18 protein-coding genes are annotated in these 21,035 nt (G+C 71.4%); 7 read left to right on the top strand and 11 right to left on the bottom strand.

Features of this window, described 5'->3' with window-relative positions; all coding sequences use genetic code 11:
* Positions 1–100 precede the first annotated feature (100 nt).
* Positions 101–976, top strand: coding sequence for a dienelactone hydrolase family protein (locus ACO2Q3_RS19705; protein ID WP_423309681.1), 876 nt, complete (start codon positions 101–103; stop codon positions 974–976).
* 155 nt (positions 977–1,131) lie between these two features.
* Here ACO2Q3_RS19705 and dnaA read toward each other — a convergent pair whose 3' ends face one another.
* The 4 genes from dnaA to mutM all read right to left on the bottom strand — a co-directional run bounded on the left by dnaA (position 1,132) and on the right by mutM (position 5,170).
* Positions 1,132–2,604, bottom strand: coding sequence for a chromosomal replication initiator protein DnaA (gene dnaA / locus ACO2Q3_RS19700; RefSeq protein ID WP_423309679.1), 1,473 nt, complete (start codon positions 2,602–2,604; stop codon positions 1,132–1,134).
* A 404-nt stretch (positions 2,605–3,008) separates the two neighbouring features.
* The gene (gene rpsT, locus ACO2Q3_RS19695; protein WP_423309677.1) at positions 3,009–3,278 is read right to left on the bottom strand and encodes a 30S ribosomal protein S20; all 270 of its coding nucleotides are present in this window, start codon (positions 3,276–3,278) and stop codon (positions 3,009–3,011) included.
* 126 nt (positions 3,279–3,404) lie between these two features.
* Positions 3,405–4,283: a TraB/GumN family protein gene (locus tag ACO2Q3_RS19690; protein ID WP_423309675.1), complete on the bottom strand. Its 879-nt coding sequence runs from the start codon at positions 4,281–4,283 to the stop codon at positions 3,405–3,407.
* Between the two features lie 17 nt (positions 4,284–4,300).
* Positions 4,301–5,170: a bifunctional DNA-formamidopyrimidine glycosylase/DNA-(apurinic or apyrimidinic site) lyase gene (gene mutM, locus ACO2Q3_RS19685; RefSeq protein ID WP_423309739.1), complete on the bottom strand. Its 870-nt coding sequence runs from the start codon at positions 5,168–5,170 to the stop codon at positions 4,301–4,303.
* A 107-nt stretch (positions 5,171–5,277) separates the two neighbouring features.
* Between mutM and ACO2Q3_RS19680 the strand changes: the two genes are divergently transcribed.
* Positions 5,278–6,036: a class I SAM-dependent methyltransferase gene (locus ACO2Q3_RS19680; protein WP_423309673.1), complete on the top strand. Its 759-nt coding sequence runs from the start codon at positions 5,278–5,280 to the stop codon at positions 6,034–6,036.
* Positions 6,037–6,043: 7 nt separating this feature from the next.
* Positions 6,044–7,648 carry a 2-polyprenylphenol 6-hydroxylase gene (ubiB, locus tag ACO2Q3_RS19675; protein WP_423309671.1) on the top strand — a complete coding sequence of 535 codons (1,605 nt, stop codon included), beginning with the start codon at positions 6,044–6,046 and terminating at the stop codon, positions 7,646–7,648.
* 124 nt (positions 7,649–7,772) lie between these two features.
* Here the strand turns inward: ubiB and ACO2Q3_RS19670 are convergent, their stop codons facing one another.
* Positions 7,773–8,315, bottom strand: coding sequence for a hypothetical protein (locus ACO2Q3_RS19670; RefSeq protein WP_423309669.1), 543 nt, complete (start codon positions 8,313–8,315; stop codon positions 7,773–7,775).
* A gap of 125 nt (positions 8,316–8,440) precedes the next feature.
* Between ACO2Q3_RS19670 and coaBC the strand changes: the two genes are divergently transcribed.
* Positions 8,441–9,721, top strand: a complete 1,281-nt coding sequence (gene coaBC / locus ACO2Q3_RS19665; RefSeq protein WP_423309667.1) for a bifunctional phosphopantothenoylcysteine decarboxylase/phosphopantothenate--cysteine ligase CoaBC — start codon at positions 8,441–8,443, stop codon at positions 9,719–9,721.
* 3 nt (positions 9,722–9,724) lie between these two features.
* On the top strand, positions 9,725–10,180 hold the full coding sequence (dut, locus tag ACO2Q3_RS19660; RefSeq protein WP_423309666.1) for a dUTP diphosphatase: 456 nt from the start codon (positions 9,725–9,727) through the stop codon (positions 10,178–10,180).
* A 28-nt stretch (positions 10,181–10,208) separates the two neighbouring features.
* Here dut and ACO2Q3_RS19655 read toward each other — a convergent pair whose 3' ends face one another.
* Entirely contained in the window at positions 10,209–11,657 is a 1,449-nt protein-coding gene (locus tag ACO2Q3_RS19655) for an amidase family protein (protein ID WP_423309664.1), read from the bottom strand.
* 2 nt (positions 11,658–11,659) lie between these two features.
* Positions 11,660–12,454 (bottom strand): 4-hydroxy-tetrahydrodipicolinate reductase, encoded by a 795-nt coding sequence (gene dapB, locus ACO2Q3_RS19650; protein ID WP_423309663.1) that lies wholly within the window; start codon positions 12,452–12,454, stop codon positions 11,660–11,662.
* 271 nt (positions 12,455–12,725) lie between these two features.
* Here dapB and ACO2Q3_RS19645 point away from each other — a divergent pair, with 271 nt between their 5' ends.
* Both ACO2Q3_RS19645 and ACO2Q3_RS19640 read left to right on the top strand, forming a co-directional pair.
* Complete coding sequence (locus ACO2Q3_RS19645) at positions 12,726–15,017, top strand: NADP-dependent malic enzyme (protein WP_423309662.1); 2,292 nt, start codon at positions 12,726–12,728, stop codon at positions 15,015–15,017.
* A 112-nt stretch (positions 15,018–15,129) separates the two neighbouring features.
* Positions 15,130–16,434: an Hsp70 family protein gene (locus tag ACO2Q3_RS19640; RefSeq protein WP_423309660.1), complete on the top strand. Its 1,305-nt coding sequence runs from the start codon at positions 15,130–15,132 to the stop codon at positions 16,432–16,434.
* Between the two features lie 8 nt (positions 16,435–16,442).
* Here the strand turns inward: ACO2Q3_RS19640 and ACO2Q3_RS19635 are convergent, their stop codons facing one another.
* The 4 genes from ACO2Q3_RS19635 to ACO2Q3_RS19620 form a co-directional block, all read right to left on the bottom strand.
* Positions 16,443–17,231 (bottom strand): phytanoyl-CoA dioxygenase family protein, encoded by a 789-nt coding sequence (locus ACO2Q3_RS19635; protein WP_423309658.1) that lies wholly within the window; start codon positions 17,229–17,231, stop codon positions 16,443–16,445.
* 19 nt (positions 17,232–17,250) lie between these two features.
* Positions 17,251–20,067 carry a M16 family metallopeptidase gene (locus ACO2Q3_RS19630; protein WP_423309657.1) on the bottom strand — a complete coding sequence of 939 codons (2,817 nt, stop codon included), beginning with the start codon at positions 20,065–20,067 and terminating at the stop codon, positions 17,251–17,253.
* Positions 20,068–20,208: 141 nt separating this feature from the next.
* Positions 20,209–20,463 carry a DUF1150 family protein gene (locus ACO2Q3_RS19625; RefSeq protein WP_423309655.1) on the bottom strand — a complete coding sequence of 85 codons (255 nt, stop codon included), beginning with the start codon at positions 20,461–20,463 and terminating at the stop codon, positions 20,209–20,211.
* A 46-nt stretch (positions 20,464–20,509) separates the two neighbouring features.
* Complete coding sequence (locus ACO2Q3_RS19620) at positions 20,510–20,935, bottom strand: Hsp20 family protein (protein ID WP_423309654.1); 426 nt, start codon at positions 20,933–20,935, stop codon at positions 20,510–20,512.
* Positions 20,936–21,035: the final 100 nt, after the last annotated feature.

Genomic DNA, 21,035 nt, shown 5'->3' with positions numbered 1-21,035 from the left:
TGAATTTTCCTTTAAGCGGGCCAGCGGCGCACGCGCGTTTTGACAGCGGCCAACCCCTGGCCGACCATGGGTTGCGCACAATCGAAAGCGGAGGATCGCCATGCAGACCCTGAAACGCCCCGAGGGCAACCGGCCGGGCGACCTCGACCTGTCGCGCCGCGCCCTGGGGGCGGCCTTCTTCGCCGGCTATGCGGTGGCGGCCCTGGCGGCGGACGCCGCGCCGATCCACACCGACGAGGCCGGCCTGGTGATCGAGACCGTCACCCTGCCCTCGCAGGGCGGGTCGATCCCGGCCTATGTCGCGCGGCCGAACGCGCCGGGGCGGTTCCCGGCGGTGCTGGTGATCTCCGAGATCTTCGGCGTGCACGATTACATCAAGGACAACTGCCGGCGCCTGGCCAAGCTGGGTTATGTGGCGATCGCCCCGGCCTTCTTCGTGCGGGTGGCCGATCCCGCGCCGCTGGCCGACATACAGGCGATCATGAAGATCGTCGCGGCGGCGCCCGATCCGCAGGTGATGGGCGATGTCGGCGCGGCGCTGAAAGTGCTGCAGGCCAGCCCGCACGTCGACGCCGGCAAGATCGCGGTCACAGGCTGGTGCTGGGGCGGCGGCAAGACCTGGCTGTCCTGCGAGACCTATCCGGAGTTCAAGGCCGGGGTCGCGTGGTACGGCCCGATGCAGCCCCAGACCGTGGACGCCAACCACCTGTCGGCCATCGCCGGCGTCTCGCACCTGCACGCCCCCGTGCTGGGCCTCTACGGGGCCAAGGACGGCCTGGCGCAGCAGATCCCGGCCATGCAGGCGGCCCTGAAGGCTGCCGGCAGGACCGACACCGAGATCGTGGTCTATCCGGACGCCGGCCACGGCTTCCACGCCGACTATCGCGCCAGCTACGTCGAGGCCGACGCCAAGGACGGCTGGGCCAGAATGCTGGCCCACTTCGCGGCCCACGGGGTGAGGCCAGGATCAAGATAGCAAACTCTCTGTCATCCCGGAATCCGCGCAGCGGATATCCGGGACCGCGGCAGGCGCCGCTGTTGGCTACGGATGACAGATTTGCGTTTCCGGCGGTCCCGGATAAGGCGCTGGCGCGCCTTTCCGGGATGACAGCGGGGGGGGGGAGGGAGGCCTCAGCCCCGCAGCTTGCGCATGAGGGTCTCGAGGTCGCGGTTCAGCTGGGCGTCGGCGACGCGCAGCTCCTCGATGCGGCGCACCGCGTGCAGCACGGTGGTGTGGTCGCGGCCGCCGAAGCGCCGGCCGATGTCCGGCAGCGAGCGGGTGGTCAATTGCTTGGCCAGCCACATGGCCGCCTGGCGCGGACGGGCCACCGAACGGTTGCGGCGCTCGGAGATCAGGTCGGCCTGCTTGAGGCTGAAGTGCTCGGCGGTAGCCTTCTGGATGTCGTCGACGGTGACCCGGCGTTCCGAGCCGCCGCGCAGGTGCGGGCGCAGCAGGCCTTGCGTCTCGTCCAGGGTCAGGGCGCCGACGCCGGCGCCGGCGCGCACCACCAGGGTGTTCAGGGCGCCTTCCAGCTCGCGGACGCTGTCGGTGAAGCGGTCGGCCAGGAAGTGCATGACCTCCGGCTTCAGCGTCGCCGAGAAGCCCTGCTGGCGGCAGAGCACCTGCAGCTTGCGGTCCAGGATGCCCAGGCGCAGGTCGCGGTCGGCCGGCTCGATGCCGCATACCAGGCCCGCCGACAGGTGGGAGCGCAGGCGCGCGTCGATCTCGGTCAGGGCGGCCGGCGGGCGGTCGGCGGAGAACACCACGCGGCGGCCGTCCTCCATCAGCGCGGCCAGGGTGTGGAACAGCTCCTCCTGGCTGGACTGCTTGCCGCCGATGAAGTGCACGTCGTCGATCAGCAGCAGGTCGGCCGAGCGCAGCTCGTCCTTGAAGGCGTTGGCCTGGCGCTCCATCAGGGCGCGCACGAAGCTGGACAGGAACCGCTCGGCGGTCAGGTAGACCACCTTGCGTTCCGGCGCGGTGCGCATGGCTTCCCAGGCGAGCGCGCTCAGCAGGTGCGTCTTGCCGAAGCCGTAGGGCCCGTGGAACACCACCGGGTTGAAGTGGCCATCCGCCCAGGAGGCCACCCGCCGGGCCACGGCGTGGGCGAACTCGTTGGCCGGGCCGGAGACGAAGGTGTCGAAGGTGAAGCGATCCTGCAGGCCGCCGGTGCGGGCGCTGCGGACGGCCGCGGCCGGGGCGTCCGAAGACACCGCGTCGATGGCGGCGATCTCGATCACCTTGGGGCGCGCCGACGGGGCGTCGGCGGCGGTCTTGGCCGGCTCGGCGCGGGCGGCGACGTCACCCCCCTCGGCCTCGAACTCCAGGCGGGATTTCAGCACCAGCTCGCGGCCGTCAGGGTCGTTGGCGGCCCACAGCTCGCCGATGCGGCGCCAGGCGTAGCGACGGATCCAGTCCCGGGCGATGCCGGTGGGGGTGACCAGGCACAGGCCGCCGTCCGGCAGGGTGCGCAGGGCCGCCTGCGCCACCCAGGAGCCGAAGGTGTCGTCGCCGAGTTCGCTTTTCAGCGCCTGACTGGCCTTGCCCCACACCGCTACGGCGGGCGTCAACGACGCCATGACTGCAACCCCTTTGTTGGTCATTCTCTGCCCCATCCCCATCCGTCGAACCTCCCACCCCACTGGGAGGCTGGCCGGCGGGACCCCCGCGTCCCGCGACCAGATTCAAAGCAAACTAATCCCCCATCGCCGGACGCTGCCGCCCGCCGTTCCGTTTCATCCGTACAAGCTCGAATGCAGTGAGGAGGCTCAGACTATCGCCGCGGCGGGGGTCGTCAACGAGGATTCTCGACCCGATTCGCCGATATTTCGGTTGACAGTTCGTCCGCCCCAGTACGGCCAAGGAAAAGGCCGCCGATCACAATTTTTGGTAGGCCAAAAACGTCGCATGCGGCGCAGTTCCAGGCACGCGAAAAAACCCTGGCGATTGATATCGCCAGGGTAAAAACTCAATATTTTCAGGTATTTAGAGTGTCGGCGCCCAGGATTTAGGCGACGGCCAGCTTCTTCAACTGCGCCGCCAGCCGCGACACTTTGCGAGAGCCGGTGTTCTTGTGCAGCACACCCTTGCCGACAGCCCGCATCAGCTCGGACTGGGCCTCCACGAAGGCGGTCTTGGCCACGGCCGCGTCGCCGGCGGCGAGGGCCTCTTCGAACTTGCGGATGAAGGTGCGCATGCGCGAGCGGCGCGCCTTGTTGACCTCGGTACGGCGGGCGATCTTGCGGATCGCCTTCTTGGCGCCGGGGTTATTGGCCATGAACCTCTAGACCTCGAATACAGGGACGGCAGGCCGCCTTCGGCCGCGCCCCTCTCAAAAACGGGAGGCGCGGATATACGGGAAGGACCCGCGCGGGTCAATGCGCCGGCTGCGGCATTTGCGACGTCACGGGCCGTCGACCGCAACGCCCTGGGCGCGAAGCATGGCCGGGACGCTGTCGGGGCCCACCAGATGGCCGACGCCCACCACCATCACCACCACGCCACGGCCCTTCAGGCGCTGGCGGATGGTGCGGGTCCAGCGCCGGTCGCGCTCGACGATCAGCCGCTGGTACAGCACCGGCGCCGCCTGCAGCAGCGGGTCCAGCGCGTCGGCCCGGATGGCGGCCGCGTCGCCGGCCATCCAGTCGCCGATCACCTTGTCGTAGGTGTCCGGGCGATCCTCGATCTCGCCCAGGGTCTCGTCCAGCGAAGCGATCTGGGTGTCCATCGGCGCGCCCGCCAGGAAGCCGATCTGCTGCGGCACCGTCTCGAAGGCGCGCCGGCGGGCGGTGACGGGCGCCAGGGCCTGGACCCGGGTCTCGACCCCGTCGCTGGCGCTGGCCCCGAAACGGGCGTCCATGGCCAGGGAGATGGTCACCTCGGCCAGCCAGGGCTTCATCCGGTCGAGCGCCAGGGTGGACAGCGACAGCCGCTCGGCCACCCGCCGCAGCCGCGCCGACTGGGCCGGCGTCAGGTGGTTGGCCAGGCTGTCGTTCGGCGGGAACGGCCCCTGGGACTGGGTCAGGGCGGCGGCCTGTTCCTGGGCGGCCGGGGTGATGGGGATTTCGAACCAGAGCTCGTCGGCCTTGGCCAGGGCGTCGGTCAGAGCCGGCGGCGGCCAGTCCAGGCCGGCGGGCAGGACGTGCACCGAGCCGAACAGCACGATCGTCGCATGCTTGCCGCGCACCACCCACACCGGCGGCCTGGCCGCCGCGGCGCCGGCCGCCAGGCAGAGCGTGGCGACCAGCAGGCCCGCGAGGCCGAGCCGGACGCATCGCTTCATCCCTGGCGCCCCGGCCGTCATGTCTGATGCTCCGGACAGTAGAAGGTTGAGCGGCCGCCCTGGACGGCGCGGGCGATCACGCCCCGGCATCCCGGCCGCTGGCAAGGCTCGTGCTCGCGGCCGTAGGCCTGGAAGCTGTGCTGGAAATAGCCCAGGGCCCCGTCCGCCCCGGCATAGTCCCGCAGCGTCGAGCCGCCGGCCTCGATGGCCTCGGCCAGCACGGCGCGGATGGCGTCGACCAGGGCGTCGATCTTCGGCCGCCGGATCGCGCCCGCCGGCTTGAACGGCGATATCCCCGCGCGCCACAGCGCCTCGCAGACATAGATGTTGCCCAGCCCGGCGACGATCCGCTGGTCCAGCAGCAGGGTCTTGGGCCCCTGCTTGCGGCCCTTGAAGGCGGCGGCGAGGTGGGCGGCAGTGAGGGCCGGGCCGAGGGGCTCGGGACCCAAACCGCCGAACCAGCGGCTGGCTTCGAGGCCCTCGCTGTCGACCAGATCCATGTAGCCGAACCGCCGGGCGTCGAAATAGGTGACCCTGGCGCCGGCGTCCGTCTCGAACAGCACGTGGGCGTGACGGGGGTCGGCAGGCGCGGCCAGGGCGAAGTCGCCGGGGCGTTCGGGCCTGGCGGCGCGCGGATCGTCGATCTCGAAGCGGCCGGTCATGCCCAGGTGCATCACCAGGGTCTGGCCGCGGTCGGTGGGCGCCAGCAGATACTTGGCGCGCCGGTCCAGCCGCTCGATCCGCGCCCCCGTCAGGCGCTGGACGAAGCCCTCGGGAAAGGGAAAGCGCAGGTCGGGCCGGCGGGCCTCGACGCGGACGAGGCGGGCGCCGGCCAGGGTCGGCTCAAGTCCGCGGCGCACGGTCTCGACCTCGGGAAGCTCGGGCATCCGATCTGCGTAGCCGAAGTCGCCCGCCATGGCCATGTCGGCAGACGGCGGCCGGCGCGGTCGGCGGTCGCTGGCGTTGCCGGCGCGCCCGGCTTAAGAGGGTCGGCATGAGCCAGACCCAAGCCACTTTCGGCTTCCAGGACGTCGACCCGCGGGAAAAGCCCGGCATGGTGCGCGCCGTGTTCGACAGCGTGGCGCGCCGCTACGACCTGATGAACGACCTGATGAGCGGCGGCGTGCACCGGCTGTGGAAGGACGCCGCCGCCGCGCGGATGAACGCCCAGCCCGGCGAGCTGATCATCGACTGCGCCGGCGGCACCGGCGACATGGCGCACCGCTTCGCCAGGATGGCGCGCGCGGCCAAGGCCCGGCGCGGCGGCGCGGACGCCCGCATCGTCATCGTCGACTACAACGCCGAGATGGTGGCCGCCGGGCGCAATCGCGGCGGGGCTCCCGAGATCGCCTGGTCCGTGGGCGACGCCCAGAACCTGCCCCTGCCGGACGCCGTGGCCGACGCCTATTGCATCTCGTTCGGTCTGCGCAACGTCACCGACATCGCCCGGGCCCTGCGCGAGGCGCGGCGGGTGCTCAAGCCCGGCGGGCGCTTCCTGTGCCTGGAGTTCTCCCGGCCGACCACCGAGGCGCTGGCGCGGCTCTACGACGCCTATTCCTTCAAGGTGATCCCGGCGATCGGCGCGCGGGTGGCCAACGACCGGGCCTCGTACCAGTACCTGGTGGAGAGCATCCGCCGCTTCCCCGACCAGGAGACCCTGGCCGGCATGATGCGCGAGGCGGGCTTTTCGCGCGTGTCGGTGACCAACTTCTCCGGCGGGGTCGCGGCCCTGCACCAGGGCTGGGCCGTCTGACGGCTGCATGGCGGGCCAGATCGTGGGGATCTCCACCTATTTGCGGCTGATCGGCGCGGGCTGGAGCCTGGTGCGCGCCGACGCCCTCCTGCCGCGCGAACTCGGCGAGGCCCTGCCGCCGGGACCCCGCGCGGTGGCCGGGATGCTGCGCCTGTTCGCCGGCGGCGAGGCGCGCAAGGGCCGGCCGGGCGAGCGGCTGGCGCGGGCGCTGGAACGGCAGGGCCCGGTCGGCATCAAGCTGGGCCAGTTCCTGTCGACCCGCGCCGACATCTTCGGCGCCCGCTTCGCCGATGACCTGGCGCACCTGAAGGACCGGTTGCCGCCGTTCCCGGACGCCGTCGCCCGGGCGAGCGTCGCCGACGCCCTCGGCCGTCCGCTGGACAGCCTCTACGCAGACTTCGGCGCCCCGGTCGCGGCGGCCTCCCTGGCCCAGGCGCATCCGGCCCGCCTGGCCGATGGCCGCAAGGTGGCGGTCAAGGTCCTGCGGCCGGGGGTCGAGCGTCAGGTGGCGGGCGACATCGCCGCCATGACCCTGGCCGCCCGCCTGGCCGAACGCTGGGCCCCCGCGTCGCGGCGGCTGGAGCCGGCCGCCCTCGCCGCCACCGTCGGGCGGGCGCTGGAACTGGAGCTCGACCTGCGCTTCGAGGCCGCCGGCGCCGACGAGCTGCGCGCCGTGCTGGCGCAGGACGGCTTCATGAGCGCGCCGCGGGTGGTGTGGGACGGGGTCGCCAGGCGGGTGCTGACCCTGGAGTGGGCCGACGGTCTGCCGCTGTCCGATCCCGCCGCGCTGGAGCAGACCGGACTCGACCGGCGGCGCCTGGCGCAGACCCTGATCCGCGCCTTCCTGGCGCAGGCCCTGGATCACGGCGTGTTCCATGCGGATCTGCACGAGGGCAACCTGTTCGTGCAGGCGCCGGCCGAGATCATGGCGGTGGACTTCGGCATCGTCGGCCGCCTGGCCCCGGAGGCCAGGCGCTACCTGGCCGAGATCCTCTGGGGCTTCCTGCAGCGCGACTACGCCCGCGTCGCCGACGCCCACTTCGAGGCCGGCTACGTGCCGGCGCGCCACGACCGCGCCGCCTTCGCCCAGGCGCTGCGGGCGGTGGGCGAGCCCGTGTTCGGGCGCAAGGCGGCCGACGTCTCCATGGGCCGGCTGCTGGCGCAGCTGTTCGAGATCACCGCCCTGTTCGACATGCGCCTGCGCCCCGAACTGGTTCTGCTGCAGAAGACCATGGTCACCGTCGAGGGCGTCGCGCGGCGCATCGACCCTGGCTCCGACATCTGGGCCGCCGCCGATCCCGTGGTTCGCCGCTGGATGCTGCGCGAGCTCTCGCCCGCGACCCGGGCCCGCCGCCTGGTCAGCGACGCCCGCGCGGTGGTGGGCGCCCTCGCCCGCGCCGCCGAGCAAGGCGCCGCCTCGGACGCAGGCGCATCACCGGTCGCGTACGGCGCCGAGACCGGGGCTCGGCCGCCGGCCGCCCAGGCGGCGACGGCCGCGCCGGCGCGGGAGGGCGACGTGCCGTCCAACGTCGCCTTCCTGCTGGGCGTGCTGACGGCGGCCCTGTTCTTCCTCGCCGCCTTCTTCGCCGCCCCATACTGGCTGCATCGCTAGCTGGCTGCATCGCTAGTTCACGCCGCCTTCGGGCGGAACCGTCCCGCGACGATAGATCTGATCGATTTCAAGCCGTTGGAGCGGATCTCGGCGGAATGCCGGATCCGCCCTGCCTCGCCCCGCCCTAGCTGTCGGCGCTGTCACCCTTGCCCTTGCCGCGGTCGGCCTCGCGCGTCTTCTGCTGGGCCCAGTAAGCCGCGCCGTCGTGCGGCTTGAACATGGTGCGCGGCGCGCCGTCCTTGGCGACCACGGCGAAGGTGTTGCTATGGGCGTCATAAATCAGCCGGTCGCCGTTGCTGCGGTTGATGGTCTCGGCGCCGGACGGCGGGTTGTCGACGAAGGCGTGCACCCGGGTGACGTAGTCGTCCTCGTTGGCCGCGCCGAATTCGGAGCCATGCTTGCCGAACTGGTATTGGGCGTTGTCCTCCGCCCCGTGGCGCTTGTTGGCCGCCCACACCGGCTTGCCGTTGACCTGGCGCACCGGCGCACCGTCGGCCGAGCGGCTCTCGTTGCCGCCGCCACTCTCGCCGCCGGCGCCGGACCTGTCGGCCTGACCGCCGCCGGACGCCTGTACGTCCTTGCTCTGCACCGCCGTCGGATGCCCGCCGCATGCGGCCAGACCCAGCGTCAGGGCGCCCAGTGCGCCCGCCAGAAGCACAATCCTCATGAATCCCTCCAGTGTCATACCCTCATGGGGAGAACTTATCGAACAAAGAAAGAACAAGTTAAGGCGTTTGTCCAGAGGTTGTGTTCGGGTAAACAGCGGGCGGTTCTGCCAGCGGGAGCCCGGCCTTGAGCGACCTCAACTCCAGCAAGGGTGACGGCTCCGGCGCAGGTGACGGCGCCGCCGGCCGCGTGCTGCTGATCGTCGGCGGCGGCATCGCCGCCTACAAGGCGCTGGCGCTGACGCGCCTGCTGCGCAAGGCGGGGATCGGCGTGCGGCCGATCCTGACCCGCGCCGGCGCCCAGTTCGTCACCCCCCTGTCCCTCGCGGCGCTGGCCGAGGACAAGGTCTATCAGGAGCTGTTCTCGCTCACCGACGAGCACGAGATGGGCCACATCGAGCTGTCGCGCTCGGCCGACCTTGTGGTGGTGGCGCCCGCCACTGCCGACCTGATGGCCAAGGCGGCCCAGGGCCATGCCGACGACCTGGCCTCCACCACCCTGCTGGCGACCGACAAGACGGTGCTGATGGCGCCGGCGATGAACGTGCGCATGTGGCTGCACCCGGCCACGCAACGCAATCTGGCGACCCTGAAGGCCGACGGCGTCGAGATCGTCGGCCCCGACGACGGGGCCATGGCCTGCGGCGAGTTCGGCCCCGGCCGGATGGCCGAGCCGGAAGCGATCTTTGCGGCGATCCAGCGCCTGCTGGCCGGCCGGACGACCCTGGCCCTGCCGCAGGCGGGGCTGCTGACGGGGCCCGGCCCCCTGGCGGGAAGGCACGTGCTGCTGACCGCGGGGCCGACCGCCGAGCCGCTGGACCCGGTGCGGGTGCTGACCAACCGCTCGAGCGGCAAGCAGGGCTTCGCCATCGCCGGCGCCCTGGCCCGGCTGGGCGCGCGCGTGACCCTGGTGGCCGGCCCCGTGGCGGTCGAGACGCCGCCCGGGGTGACCCGGGTCAATGTCGAGACCGCGGTGGAGATGCTCGACGCCTGCCAGGCGGCGCTGCCGGCGGATGCGGCGGTGTGCGTGGCGGCGGTGGCCGACTGGCGGCCGGATGAGGTGTTCGGCGTCAAGCTGAAGAAGGGCCACGACGGCCCGCCGGTGATCCGGCTGGTGGAGAACCCCGACATCCTGGCCACGCTCTCGCGGCCCGGTCCCGCCCGCCCGCGGCTGGTGGTGGGCTTCGCCGCCGAGACCAACGACCTGGAAGCCAACGCCCGCGCCAAGCTCAGCCGCAAGGGCTGCGACTGGGTGGTGGGCAACGATGTCAGCCAGGACGGCATCATGGGCGGCGACGACAACGAGGTGCTGCTGGTCAGCGCCCGCGGCGTCGAGCACTGGCCCAAGGCCTCCAAGACCGAGGTGGCGGGCCGCCTCGCCGACCGCATCGCCGAATTCCTGAGGTAGACCGTGAACCCGAAAGTCGCCATCGCCCGCCTGCCGCATGCCGAGGGCATCCCCCTGCCGGCCTACGAGACGCGTGACGCCGCGGGCATGGACCTGCGCGCCGCCGTGCCCGAGGACGCGCCGATGGTGCTGCGCCCGGGCGATCGGGCGGCGGCGCCCACGGGCCTGACCATGGCCATCCCGCGCGGCTACGAGGGCCAGGTGCGCCCGCGCTCGGGCCTGGCGCTGAAGGCCGGCGTGACCTGCCTGAACAGTCCCGGCACCATCGACGCCGACTATCGCGGCGAGGTGAAGGTGATCCTGATCAACCACGGCGCCGAGGACTTCACCATCCGCCGCGGCGACCGCATCGCCCAGCTGCTGATCTCCCCGGTGGAGCAGGCGGTGTGGGAAGAGGTGCAGAGCCTGGACGAGACGGCGCGCGGGGCCGGCGGGTTCGGCTCGACCGGCGCCAGCTGACCCGCAGTCCGCGCCGGCGCGCGCCGGTTCAGTGGGTCTCCAGCGCCGGCGGCCGCTCGAAGCCGCCCAGCCGTTCCTCCAGCGCCTCGGCGATCGACAGGCAGCGGCTGTCGGCGCCGCGCGGGCCGATGATCTGCACGCCCACCGGCAGCCCCTCCGCGGAGCGCCCGGCCGGCATGGCGGTGGCCGGCAGGCCGAGCGCGGTGGCCAGGGCGATCCAGCGCAGCATGGCGGTATAGGGCATCTGCGTCCCGTCCGAGGCGCGCAGGATGCGCTTCTGGAACGGCCGATGGTCGTGCGGAAAGGCGGCGACCGGCGCGACGGGGGCGATGATCACGTCGAACGCCGTGAACGCGTCGCTGATCTGGTCGCCCAACAGGGCGCGGGTCTCGTTGGCCTCGATCCATTCGGCGTGGCTGGCGGTGTAGGCCAGCGTCAGGTCCGGCCAGCCGCCCGGGCTGAGGCCGAAGGCCCGCGCCAGCTTCGCCGGTCCGCGCAGCCGCTCCAGCCGCCGGCGCTGGGTCGGTTCGAGATCCGTGCCCACCAGCGCGCCCAGCAGCACCTGGTAGGCGGCCAGCAGCCTGGGCGCATCCACCGGGCTCTTGATCGGCCGCACGTCGACGCCCAGCGTCCGCAGCGCCTCGCCGAAGCCCTCCACCACGCCGCGCACGTCGGGATCCAGCAGGAAGGCCGGCTCCTCGGTCCACAGCCCCACCTTCAGGCCGCGCAGCTCGGCCGGCGGCGCCTTGGCGGCCAGCGGTCCGTTCTCGATCACCGATAGCAAGAGGCGCAGGTCGCGCGCCGAACGGGCCATCGGTCCGACCACGTTGAGGTCGCGCTCGGCATGGGCGCCGGGGGCCGGCGGCACGTGGCCGATCTGCGAGACCAGCCCCCAGGTGGGCTTGTGCGAGAACACGCCGCAGAAGCTGGCCGGCACGCGCAGGGAGCCGCCGATGTCCGAGCCCAGCTCCAGCGCGGTCATGCCGGACGCCAGCGCCGCCGCCGCGCCGCCCGAGGAGCCGCCGCAGGTGCGTTCCAGGTCCCAGGGATTGTTGGTGGTCCCGTAGAGGGCGTTGAAGGTCTGCCAGTCGCCGGCCATCACGGGGGTGTTGGTCTTCCCCCAGACCACGGCGCCGGCGCGCTTGATGTGGCCGACGGCGGCGGCGTCTCGGGCGCGCCGGCGGCGCAGGACGTCGAGGCCGGAGGAGGCCGGCATCCCCTCGACGTCGAAGGTGTCCTTGATGGTCATCGGCAGGCCGGCCAGCGGACCCATCGGGTCGCCCTTGGCCCGGCGGTCGTCCATCGCCCGGGCGCGTTCGCGGGCGCGCTCGAGGTCCTGCGCCACCACCGCGTTCAGCCGCCCGTTGACCTGGGCGTGGCGCGCCAGGGTGGCCTCCAGCAGGTCGGCGGCGCTGACCCGCCGGCTTTCCAGGATCGCCAGCTGGGCGGTGGCGTCGAGGTCGAAGAATTCGGCCATGGTCAGGACCGGAAGCCGAGGACGTCCTTCATGTCGTAGAGGCCGGGCGGCCGGCCGGCCACCCACGCCGCGGCGGCCATCACCCCGCGGCCGAACAGGCCGCGGTCGCGGGCCGAGTGCGACAGGGTGAGGATCTCGTCCTCGGCGGCGAACACCACCGAGTGCTCGCCGACGATGCCGCCCCCGCGCAGCACGGCAAAGCCGATGTCGCCCTCGCGCCGGGCGCCGGTGATGCCGTCGCGCGCCCGGGCGGCGACCTGGCCCAGGCCTACGCCCCGGCCCTCGGCCGCGGCCTCGCCCAACATCAGGGCGGTGCCCGAGGGGGCGTCGATCTTGCGCCGGTGATGGCTCTCCAGCACCTCGACGTCCCAGTCCTCGGCGGGCAGGCGGCGGGCGACCTGTTCGACCAGCTCGGCCAGGATGTTGACCCCCAGCGAATAGTTGCCCGACTTGACGATCGCCAGCCGCTGGGCGGCGGCGCGGATCGGCGCCTCGTCCTCCTCGGTGAAGCCGGTGGCCCCGATCACCAGGGCCACGTCGCCGATCTCGGCGGCCCGGCGCGCCAGCCCGGCCGAGGCCGAGGCGATGGTGAAGTCGATCACCACATCCGACGCCTTCAGCGCCTCGTCGGCGGTGACCAGCACGTCGGGGCCGCAGGCCTGGCCCTCGGTTCCGGGGCGGTCGAACAGGGCGACCACCTGCATGTCGGCACGCTTGCGGGCGAGGTCGCTCACCACCTGACCCATGCGGCCGAGGGCGCCGGCGACGCCGATGCGGATAGGGGGACGGTCGGCCATGCGCGGGGATCCATCGACGAAAGCGAAGAATTGCCCGCCGGGCGCGCCGGAGGGGACAGGGCCGCCTATTCGCGCCACCCGCGGCCGACGGTCAATCCATTCGAGGGCGATTGCGGGGACGAAAGCCGCGCCATGAGCGGGTTCCGTAGCGAAAGCTCACGCCATGGCTGGTTGTCGCGCGCAGGCGTGGCCGCTAGGTTGCGCGCCTTTTTCGTATCTTGAGGGGGGAGCGCAGGGCCACGCAAGCCCGGCGCCCAGGAAAGACAGCCGCATGAGCGACGCTGAAAAACGCACCTTTACCGATGACGAGGCCCTGGCCTTTCACAAGTATCCGACGCCGGGCAAGATCGCCGTGGTGCCGACCAAGCCGATGGCCACCCAGCGCGACCTGTCGCTGGCCTATTCGCCGGGCGTGGCCGTTCCCGTGCTGGCCATCGCCGACGATCCGGACCTCGCCTACGACTACACCTCCAAGGGCAACCTGGTGGCGGTGGTCTCCAACGGCACGGCGATCCTCGGCCTGGGCAACCTGGGGGCCCTGGCCTCCAAGCCGGTGATGGAAGGCAAGTCGGTGCTGTTCAAGCGCTTCGCCGACGTCGATTCCATCGACATCGAGGTCTCGGCCACCGACCCGGACGAGATCATCACCGTGGTCAAGAACATCGGCGTCTCGTTCGGCGGCATCAACCTGGAGGACATCAAGAGCCCCGAGTGCTTCCGCATCGAGACCGAGCTGCAGGAGCTGCTCGACATCCCGGTGTTCCACGACGACCAGCACGGCACGGCGATCATCTCCGCCGCCGGGCTGATGAACGCCTGCGAGATCACCGGCCGCAAGCTGGCGGATATCAAGCTGGTGCTGAACGGCGCCGGGGCGGCGGGCATCGCCAGCCTGGAGCTGGTCAAGGCGATGGGCGTGAAGCCCGAGAACTGCATCGCCGTCGACACCAAGGGCGTGATCTGGCGCGGCCGCACCGAGTCCATGAACCAGTGGAAGAGCGCCCACGCGGTGGAGACCGACGCGCGCACCCTGGCCGACGCCATGAAGGGCGCGGACGTGTTCTTCGGCCTGTCGGTGAAGGGCGCCCTGACCCAGGACATGGTCAGCACCATGGCCCCCAATCCGATCATCTTCGCCATGGCCAACCCGGATCCGGAGATCACCCCGGAAGAGGTCCACGCCGTGCGCCCGGACGCCATCGTCGCCACCGGCCGCAGCGACTACGCCAACCAGGTCAACAACGTGCTGGGCTTTCCGTACATCTTCCGCGGCGCCCTCGACGTGCGCGCCCGGCGGGTGAACATGGACATGAAGATCGCCTGCGCCCACGCCCTGGCGGCGCTGGCGCGCGAGGATGTGCCCGACGAGGTGGCCGCCGCCTATCACGGCCGGCACCTGAGGTTCGGACCGGAGTACATCATCCCCTCGCCGTTCGATCCGCGGCTGATCTGGTACATCCCGCCGTTCGTGGCCCAGGCGGCCATGGACACCGGCGTGGCGCGCCGGCCGATCCCGGACATGGACGCCTATCGCGAGTCCCTGGCGCGGCGGCTCGATCCCACCGCCGGCTTCCTGCAGAAGATCTCGGGCGCCGTGCAGTCGGCGCCGGCCAAGCGCATCGTCTTCGCCGAGGGTGAGGAGCCGTCGGTGATCCGCGCGGCCTACGCCTTCCAGAGCCAGGGCCTGGGCAAGGCCATCCTGGTCGGCCGCGAGGAACTGGTGCAGGAGAACATGCGCCTGGCCGGCCTCGACCCCGCCGACGTCGAGCTGGAGATCATCAACGCCCGGGTCTCGCGGCACAATCCGGAGTTCCTGGACTTCCTGTACGGCCGCCTCAGCCGCAAGGGCTACCTGAAGCGCGACGTGCAGCGGCTGATCAACCAGGACCGCAACTCCTTCGCCGCCTCGATGGTGGCCCTGGGCTATGGCGACGGCATGGTCACCGGCGTCACCCGCAGCTTCGACCAGGCGCTGGACGAGGTGCAGCGGGTGATCGATCCCGCGCCCGGCGGACGGGTGATGGGCATGTCCATCGTGCTGGCCAAGGGTCAGACGATCTTCATCGCCGACACCAACGTCACCGAGATGCCCGAGGCCGAGGAACTGGTCGAGATCGCCTGCGAGGCGGCCCGGGCCGTGCGCCGGCTGGGCTTCACCCCGCGGCTGGCGTTCATGTCCTATTCCTCGTTCGGCAGCCCGATGGGCACGCGATCGGCCAAGGTGCGCGAGGCGGTGGAACTGCTCGACAAGCGCGGCGGCTGCGACTTCGAGTACGAGGGCGAGATGCCGCCGGAGCTGGCTCTGGATCCGCACGCGCGGGAGAACTATCCGTTCATGCGCCTGTCCGGGCCGGCCAACGTGCTGATCATGCCGGCCATCCACTCGGCGTCGATCTCCACCAAGCTGCTGCAGTCGCTGGGCGAGGCGACGGTGGTCGGGCCGCTGCTGCTGGGGCTGTCCAAGCCGGTGCAGATCTGCCCGCTGTCGGCCTCGGTGTCGAAGATCCTGAACATGGCCATGATGGCCGCCTACGAGCGGCCGCTGGCGGAAGCGGAAGGGTAGGGGTCATGGTCTCGTGACGTCAGCCATCGTGTGCATCGCCAGGGCCTGACCTGCTCCCCGAGGGGGAGGCGGGCGCGTCCGCCTTTTCCCACTCAAGTTCCAGGAGCACGCCATGCCTTCGCGCGGCGCGATCGGTATCGATTTCGGGACCACCAACACCGTCATTTCCACCACCGACGCCGACGGCGCGGCGCATCTGATCGTCTTCCCCAACGACGGGGCTGAGATCGTCGCCTTCCGCTCGGCGCTGAGCTTCCACAGCGATCCGCAGGCGCCGTCGCAGCGGGTCGTGGAGGCCGGCCCCTGGGCCATCGAGGCCTATGTCGAGGAGCCGCTGGAGACGCGGTTCATCCAGTCGTTCAAGAGCTATGCGGCCAGCCCCCTGTTCCAGGACACCGAGGTGCTGGGCCGGCGTTACCGGTTCGAGGACCTGCTCTCGACCTTCCTGCTGCGGCTGCGCGCCCACGCCGGCGGGGCGCTGGACGAGATGCCCGCCACGGCGATCGTTGGCCGCCCGGTGAACTTCGCCGGCCAGCGGCCGGATCCGGCGCTGGCGGTGGCGCGCTACCAGACCGCCTTCGAGCGCCTGGGGTTCAGCGACATCCGCTACGCCTACGAGCCGGTGGCCGCGGCCTTCTTCTTCGCCCGCAAGCTCAAGGCGGACGCCACGGTGCTGGTGGCCGACTTCGGCGGCGGCACCTCGGACTTCTCGCTGGTGCGCTTCACCCGCAGGGGCGGCGAGATCCAGTCCCAGGCCCTGGCCAATTCCGGCGTCGGCCTGGCCGGCGACGCCTTCGACTACCGGATCATCGACCATCTGGTCTCGCCGGAGTTGGGCAAGGGCACCAGCTACCGCACGTTCGACAACGTGGCGCCGATCCCCAACCGCTACTTCACCGCCTTCGCCCGCTGGGAACAGCTGGCCCTGCTGCGCGCCTCGCGGGACATGCGCGACATCCGCGGCCTGAGGCGCACCGCCGTCGACAAGTTCAAGATCGAGCGGCTGGTGGAACTGCTGGACGACAACCACGGCTACCGCCTCTACCAGTCGGTCTCGCGGCTGAAGGAGAGCCTCTCTGCCGCCGAGACCGCGACCTTCCTGTTCGAGGCCGGCGACATCCACATCGAAAAGTCGGTGCGCCGCGCCGACTTCGAGGCCTGGATCACGCCTGAGCTGACCGCGATCGAGGGGGCGGTGGACCAGGTCCTGGCGACGGCGGGCCTGAGGCCGGAGGCGGTGGACCGGGTGTTCCTCACCGGCGGCTCGTCCTTCGTGCCGGCGGTGCGGCGGCTGTTCGCCGAGCGTTTCGGCGAGGCCAAGCTGGAAGGCGGCGGCGAGCTGGTGTCGATCGCCTCGGGGCTGGCCTACATGGGCCTGGAACGCGATCTCGACGGCTGGACGGAGCGGGCGGGGTAGGCGGGCGCTCAGGCGTCCACGTAGTACTGCCGCTGCGGATCGTTGGCGGCGCGCGTCTCGCCGTTGAACGGATCGTAGGCGACGACGCCGTCCGGGGCGTACTGCAGGATGTACGAGCGGCGGGTCTCGGCGGTCAGGTTCGGCCCGGTGCGGTGCGGGGTGAGGGACGAGAACACCACCACGTCGCCCGCCCTGGCGGGCACGGCCACGGTCTCGGACGGCTCGTCCACGCAGCGGATGCCGAGCGGGCACGGCTCATGCGCCAGGGTGCCGAGCCGGTGCAGGCCGGGCGCCACCCAGGGACAGCCATTCTCCAGCGTGGCGTCGTTCAGCGGAACCCAGCAGGTCAGGTACTGCTGCGGCTGCATGAAGGTGTAGCCGTTGTCCTGGTGCCAGGGGAATTCCTCGGGATTGCCCGGCTTCTTGTAGACCGCCTGGTCCCAATAGAGCCGCGCGCCCGGACCCATGATGTCGTGGCAGAGGTCACTGAAGACGGGATGCCGGCTGAACGCCTTCAGCGCTGCCGAGCGCGCCACCAGGTGCACGGTGAAGGTGATGGCGTCGGCCTTGTTGATGAACTGCCGTCCGCCGTGCTTCTCGCGCAGCAGCGCCTCGTAGGCCGCCTCCAGCGGATCGATGGCCGCGCGCACCTCGGCCAGTTCCTCGGCCGAGAAGGCGTTCTCCAGCAGGAAGTAACCCTGTTCGTCGTACTGGCGCGCCTGGTCGGCGGTCAGCCGGCGATAGGGTGGCCTTGTCGGCTTCCAGCCGAACTGCGTGTTGAGCTTGTGCAGGCGCATGCGGCCGGGCCTCCTGCCGTCAGGGCGCCGTCTTCAGCGTGGGGCTGTCAAGGTCGAGCTTGTCGACCGGGATCAGTTCGGCGTCCGGCAGGGCGGCCTTCAGCGGACCGGCGAACACCTTGGCGTCGCCGACGACGATGAAGCTGGCGTGGGCGGGATCGAACTGCTCGCGAGCGAAGTCGGCCACCTGGGCGGCGGTCACGCCGTTCACCCGGTCGGTGTAGACCTTCACCTCGTTCAGATCGATGCCGTAGATCGCCAGGTTGCCGAGTGTGCCGGCCAGGCCGCCGCTGGTGGCCAGGTTGCGGCCGTACTCGCCGACCAGGGCCGACTTGCGCGCCGCCAGTTCGTCGGCGGTCGGCGGCGTGCTGGCCAGCCCCGCGGTGGTGGTGCGCAGCAGACCGACCACATCGCCGGCGGACTCGTTCTTGGTCTGGGCCGAGGCGGAGAAGGAGCCCAGCGTCATGCGCGGCGTGAACCGAGACCCGGCCCCGTAGCTGAGACCGCGCTTGATGCGGATCTCCTCGTTCAACCGCGCCGAATAGCCGCCGCCGAGCACCGCGTTGGCCACCAGCCCCTGGTAGTAGCGGGGATCGGCGCGCGGGACCGAGGTCTTGACCATCACCACCGAGGCCTGGCCCGCGCCGGGCAGGTCCACGGCGATCGCGCGCGGCGGGGCGGTGGGATGCGCCTCGACCGGCGCGGGCGGGGGCGAGGCCGGGCGCGCCCAGCCGCCGAACGCGGTCTGCGCCAGGGCGAAGCCCTGTTCGGGGGTCAGGTCGCCGGTCAGCACCAGGATGGCGTTGTCCGGTCGCCAGTAGGTCCGGTGCAGGCCGACCACGTCGGCGCGGGTGATCCGGGCCAGGGAGCCGGGGGTGCCGTCCGCGGCGTGGCCGAAGGCGGTGCCGGCGAACACCACGGGCGCGGTCAGGGCGCCGGAGAGGCCGCCCGGCTGATGGTAGGTGACGGCCAGGCCGTCGAGATCCTGTTTGCGCACCCGCTCCAGGTCGTCGGGCGCGAACACCGGGTTCTCCGCCACGTCGGCCATGATGGCCATGGCCGGGACGATGGTGTCGGGCAGGGCGCTGAGGGTGACGTTCGAGGACTCCCAGCCCGAGCCGGTCTGCAGGTCGGCGCCGAGCGCCTCGACCTGGGCGGCGATCTGCGGGGCCGAGCGGGTGGCGGTGCCCTCGTCCGCCAGGGCGGCGGTGAGGTCGGCGTCGCCGGCCAGGCCCTTGGGATCGACGTTGGCGCCCGAGCGGATGCTCAGCTGGGCGGTGATCAGCGGCAGGTCGCTGGATTTGGCGACGATCACCCTCAATCCGTTGGGCAGGGTGCGTTCGGCCGCGGTCGGCAGGGTGGAGGGGACCGGCGCGCCGATCGGCGGCGGCGCCTGGCGCTGGCCTTCCGGCGCGAGGGCGGCGACTTCGCCGGTGAACGGCCTGGACGGCGTGGCCTCGACGTGTGTCGGCGCCGGGGCGGGCTCGTTGGCGGGGCGGTCGGACTCCGGCCGGTAGCGGATCACCACCCGGCTGTCGTCGGCCAGGTATTTCTGCGCCACCCGCCGGACATCCTCGGCGGTGACGGCGTTCAGGGCGGCGATGTCGGTGTTGGCGCGGGCGGCGTCGCCCTCTTCGCGCAGGGCGTTGCCCAGTTCGAACGCCCGGCCTTCGATGGTCTCGCGCCGGCGCACGGCGGCGGCGGTGAGCTGGATCTTGGCGGTGGCCAGTTCGGCCTCGCTGACGCCCTTGTCGCGGATCGCCGCCAGCTGGGCCAGCACGGCCGCCTGGCCGTCATCCAGCGACTTGCCGCCGGCCATCACCGCGCCGACGTAGAACAGCCCCGGCTGGGCGCGCAGGTCGGCGTTGGAGAACACCTCCGCGGCCGACTGCTGCTGGTAGACCATGGACGTGTACAGCCGCGAGGACTTGCCGCCGGTGAGGATGGCGTCCAGCACGTTCAGCGCGGGGGCGTCGGGGTCGCTGGCCGAGGGGGCCAGCCAGGTGATCGCGAAGGCCGGCAGCGGCACGTTCGGCCCGTAGTCGGTGTAGGTCTTCGGCCCGCCGCTGCGCGGCGGCTCCACGGCGGTGACGTGCGGGATGGGTGTCGCCGGGGTCTTGATGGCGCCGAAGTACTGGTCGACCCAGGCGTTCAGCTGCGCCTCGTCGAAATTGCCGATCACGATCAGGGCGGCGTCGTCCGGCCGGTAGTAGGTGGCGTGGAAGGCGCGCACGTCGTCCAGCGTCGAGGCCTCCAGGTCCTCGATCGAGCCGATGCCGGGGCGCTTGTACGGGTGGACGGTGAACGAGTGCTGCGGGATCGACAGCCGGAAGAAGCGGCCATAGGGGTCGGCCAGCACCCGCTGGCGCAGCTCCTCCTCGACGACCTTGCGCTCGGAGATGAAGTTGTCCTGGTCCACCACCAGCGAGCCCATGCGCTCGGCCTCGGCCCAGATCAGCCGTTGCAGGTGATTGGCCGGGATCACTTCGTGGTAGGCGGTGGTGTCGTCGGCGGTGAAGGCGTTGTTGGAGCCGCCGACGTCCTCGGTCAGGCGGTCGAAGCTCTCGGCCGGCAGGTCGCGGGTGGCCTTGAACATCATGTGCTCGAACAGGTGGGCGAAGCCGGAGCGCCCGGCCGGGTCGTCCTTGGACCCGACCCCGTACCAGACCTGGACGGTGACGTTCGGCGTGGTGCGGTCGATCGAGGTGTAGAGCTTCAGCCCGTTGGGCAGCACCCGTTCCTTGAAGGCGATCGGCGGGACGGCGGTGGCCGCCTGGGCGGCCGCGCCGGCGAGGGTCAGGGCGAGGGCGGCGGCTGCGGCGGCGAGGCGGACCATGGACGACTCCGGACGGTGAGCCCGCAGCCATATCACCACCGCCGGAGGTGTGAACCTTACAGAGCTTTCATCTGAAAGTGAGCGCGGCGCGCGAGCCGCCGGCCTGCGGGGCTCGCGCGCCGGCGATCTGGCGCCGTCGGGCTAGTGGACCGACACCGGCGCGAGCTCGTGCGCCAGGGCGGCGGCGACGGCGGAGTCCTTGTCGGTCATCACGGCCAGGCGTTCGCCGTCCGCGCGGTGCACGGCATAGAGAATCTGGTCCGGGTCGAGCGAGAAGCTTCGAATCTCTTCCACCGAGGTGTCGGCGAGGATTTCGGCGGCCTTGATCGGGCGAACATAGACAAGGTCCGGCGCGCCCAGATTGGCGAAAGCTTCAGTAGAGAGAACGGGTGTCATTACGACCACCTCCTGAAAATACCCAACGCATGCAAGAGCCGCCGGTTCAGCCGGCCGTCCGGATCGGCACCTGGCGCACGACGTGGGCCGGCTCGGGCCGGACCGCGTCGATGTGCAGGAGGCCATGCTCCAGAAGCGCGCCTTCCACCACCATCCCGTCGGCCAGCACGAAGGTCCTGACGAACCCGCGGGCGGCGATGCCGCGATGCAGATACGCCCGCTCGGGAGAGCTGGACGCCTCGGCGTCGCGCTTGCCGATGACGGTCAACTGGTTGTCGTCGACGGTCACCGACAGCTGGTCCGGCGTGAAGCCGGCCACGGCCAGGGTGATGCGGATCCGGCCATCCCCCGCGTCCTCGACATTGTAGGGCGGGTAGCCTTCGTTGGCGGCCTTGGCGGCGCGCTCGATCAGGTTTCGGGTGTGGTCGAAGCCCAGCAGGAAGGGGCTGTCGAAGAGAAGCGTACGGTTCATCGCGAGCCCCAGGTGAAGCGACTCCGCCGCCCGGCGCCCCAATCAGGCGACGCCGTACGGCTTGACCCCTAGGTGGCGATTGGAAACCCGCTTCGCAAGC

The organism is Caulobacter sp. KR2-114, assembly GCF_049446115.1.
Taxonomy (GTDB): Bacteria; Pseudomonadota; Alphaproteobacteria; order Caulobacterales; family Caulobacteraceae; genus Acaudatibacter.
The sequence above is the reverse complement of the archived record's forward strand: the minus strand, read 5'-3'. Positions and strand labels throughout refer to the sequence as shown.

Coding starts and splice junctions, on each gene's coding strand:
- ACO2Q3_RS19620 (WP_423309654.1), bottom strand. CDS start 20,935: ATGAACCGTACGCTTCTCTTCGACAGCCCCTTCCTGCTGGGCTTCGAC.
- mutM (WP_423309739.1), bottom strand. CDS start 5,170: ATGCCCGAGCTTCCCGAGGTCGAGACCGTGCGCCGCGGACTTGAGCCG.
- ACO2Q3_RS19635 (WP_423309658.1), bottom strand. CDS start 17,231: ATGCGCCTGCACAAGCTCAACACGCAGTTCGGCTGGAAGCCGACAAGG.
- ACO2Q3_RS19630 (WP_423309657.1), bottom strand. CDS start 20,067: ATGGTCCGCCTCGCCGCCGCAGCCGCCGCCCTCGCCCTGACCCTCGCC.
- ACO2Q3_RS19705 (WP_423309681.1), top strand. CDS start 101: ATGCAGACCCTGAAACGCCCCGAGGGCAACCGGCCGGGCGACCTCGAC.
- ACO2Q3_RS19680 (WP_423309673.1), top strand. CDS start 5,278: ATGAGCCAGACCCAAGCCACTTTCGGCTTCCAGGACGTCGACCCGCGG.
- dnaA (WP_423309679.1), bottom strand. CDS start 2,604: ATGACCAACAAAGGGGTTGCAGTCATGGCGTCGTTGACGCCCGCCGTA.
- ACO2Q3_RS19690 (WP_423309675.1), bottom strand. CDS start 4,283: ATGAAGCGATGCGTCCGGCTCGGCCTCGCGGGCCTGCTGGTCGCCACG.
- ACO2Q3_RS19625 (WP_423309655.1), bottom strand. CDS start 20,463: ATGACACCCGTTCTCTCTACTGAAGCTTTCGCCAATCTGGGCGCGCCG.
- rpsT (WP_423309677.1), bottom strand. CDS start 3,278: ATGGCCAATAACCCCGGCGCCAAGAAGGCGATCCGCAAGATCGCCCGC.
- ACO2Q3_RS19640 (WP_423309660.1), top strand. CDS start 15,130: ATGCCTTCGCGCGGCGCGATCGGTATCGATTTCGGGACCACCAACACC.
- ACO2Q3_RS19655 (WP_423309664.1), bottom strand. CDS start 11,657: ATGGCCGAATTCTTCGACCTCGACGCCACCGCCCAGCTGGCGATCCTG.
- ACO2Q3_RS19670 (WP_423309669.1), bottom strand. CDS start 8,315: ATGAGGATTGTGCTTCTGGCGGGCGCACTGGGCGCCCTGACGCTGGGT.
- dapB (WP_423309663.1), bottom strand. CDS start 12,454: ATGGCCGACCGTCCCCCTATCCGCATCGGCGTCGCCGGCGCCCTCGGC.
- ubiB (WP_423309671.1), top strand. CDS start 6,044: ATGGCGGGCCAGATCGTGGGGATCTCCACCTATTTGCGGCTGATCGGC.
- ACO2Q3_RS19645 (WP_423309662.1), top strand. CDS start 12,726: ATGAGCGACGCTGAAAAACGCACCTTTACCGATGACGAGGCCCTGGCC.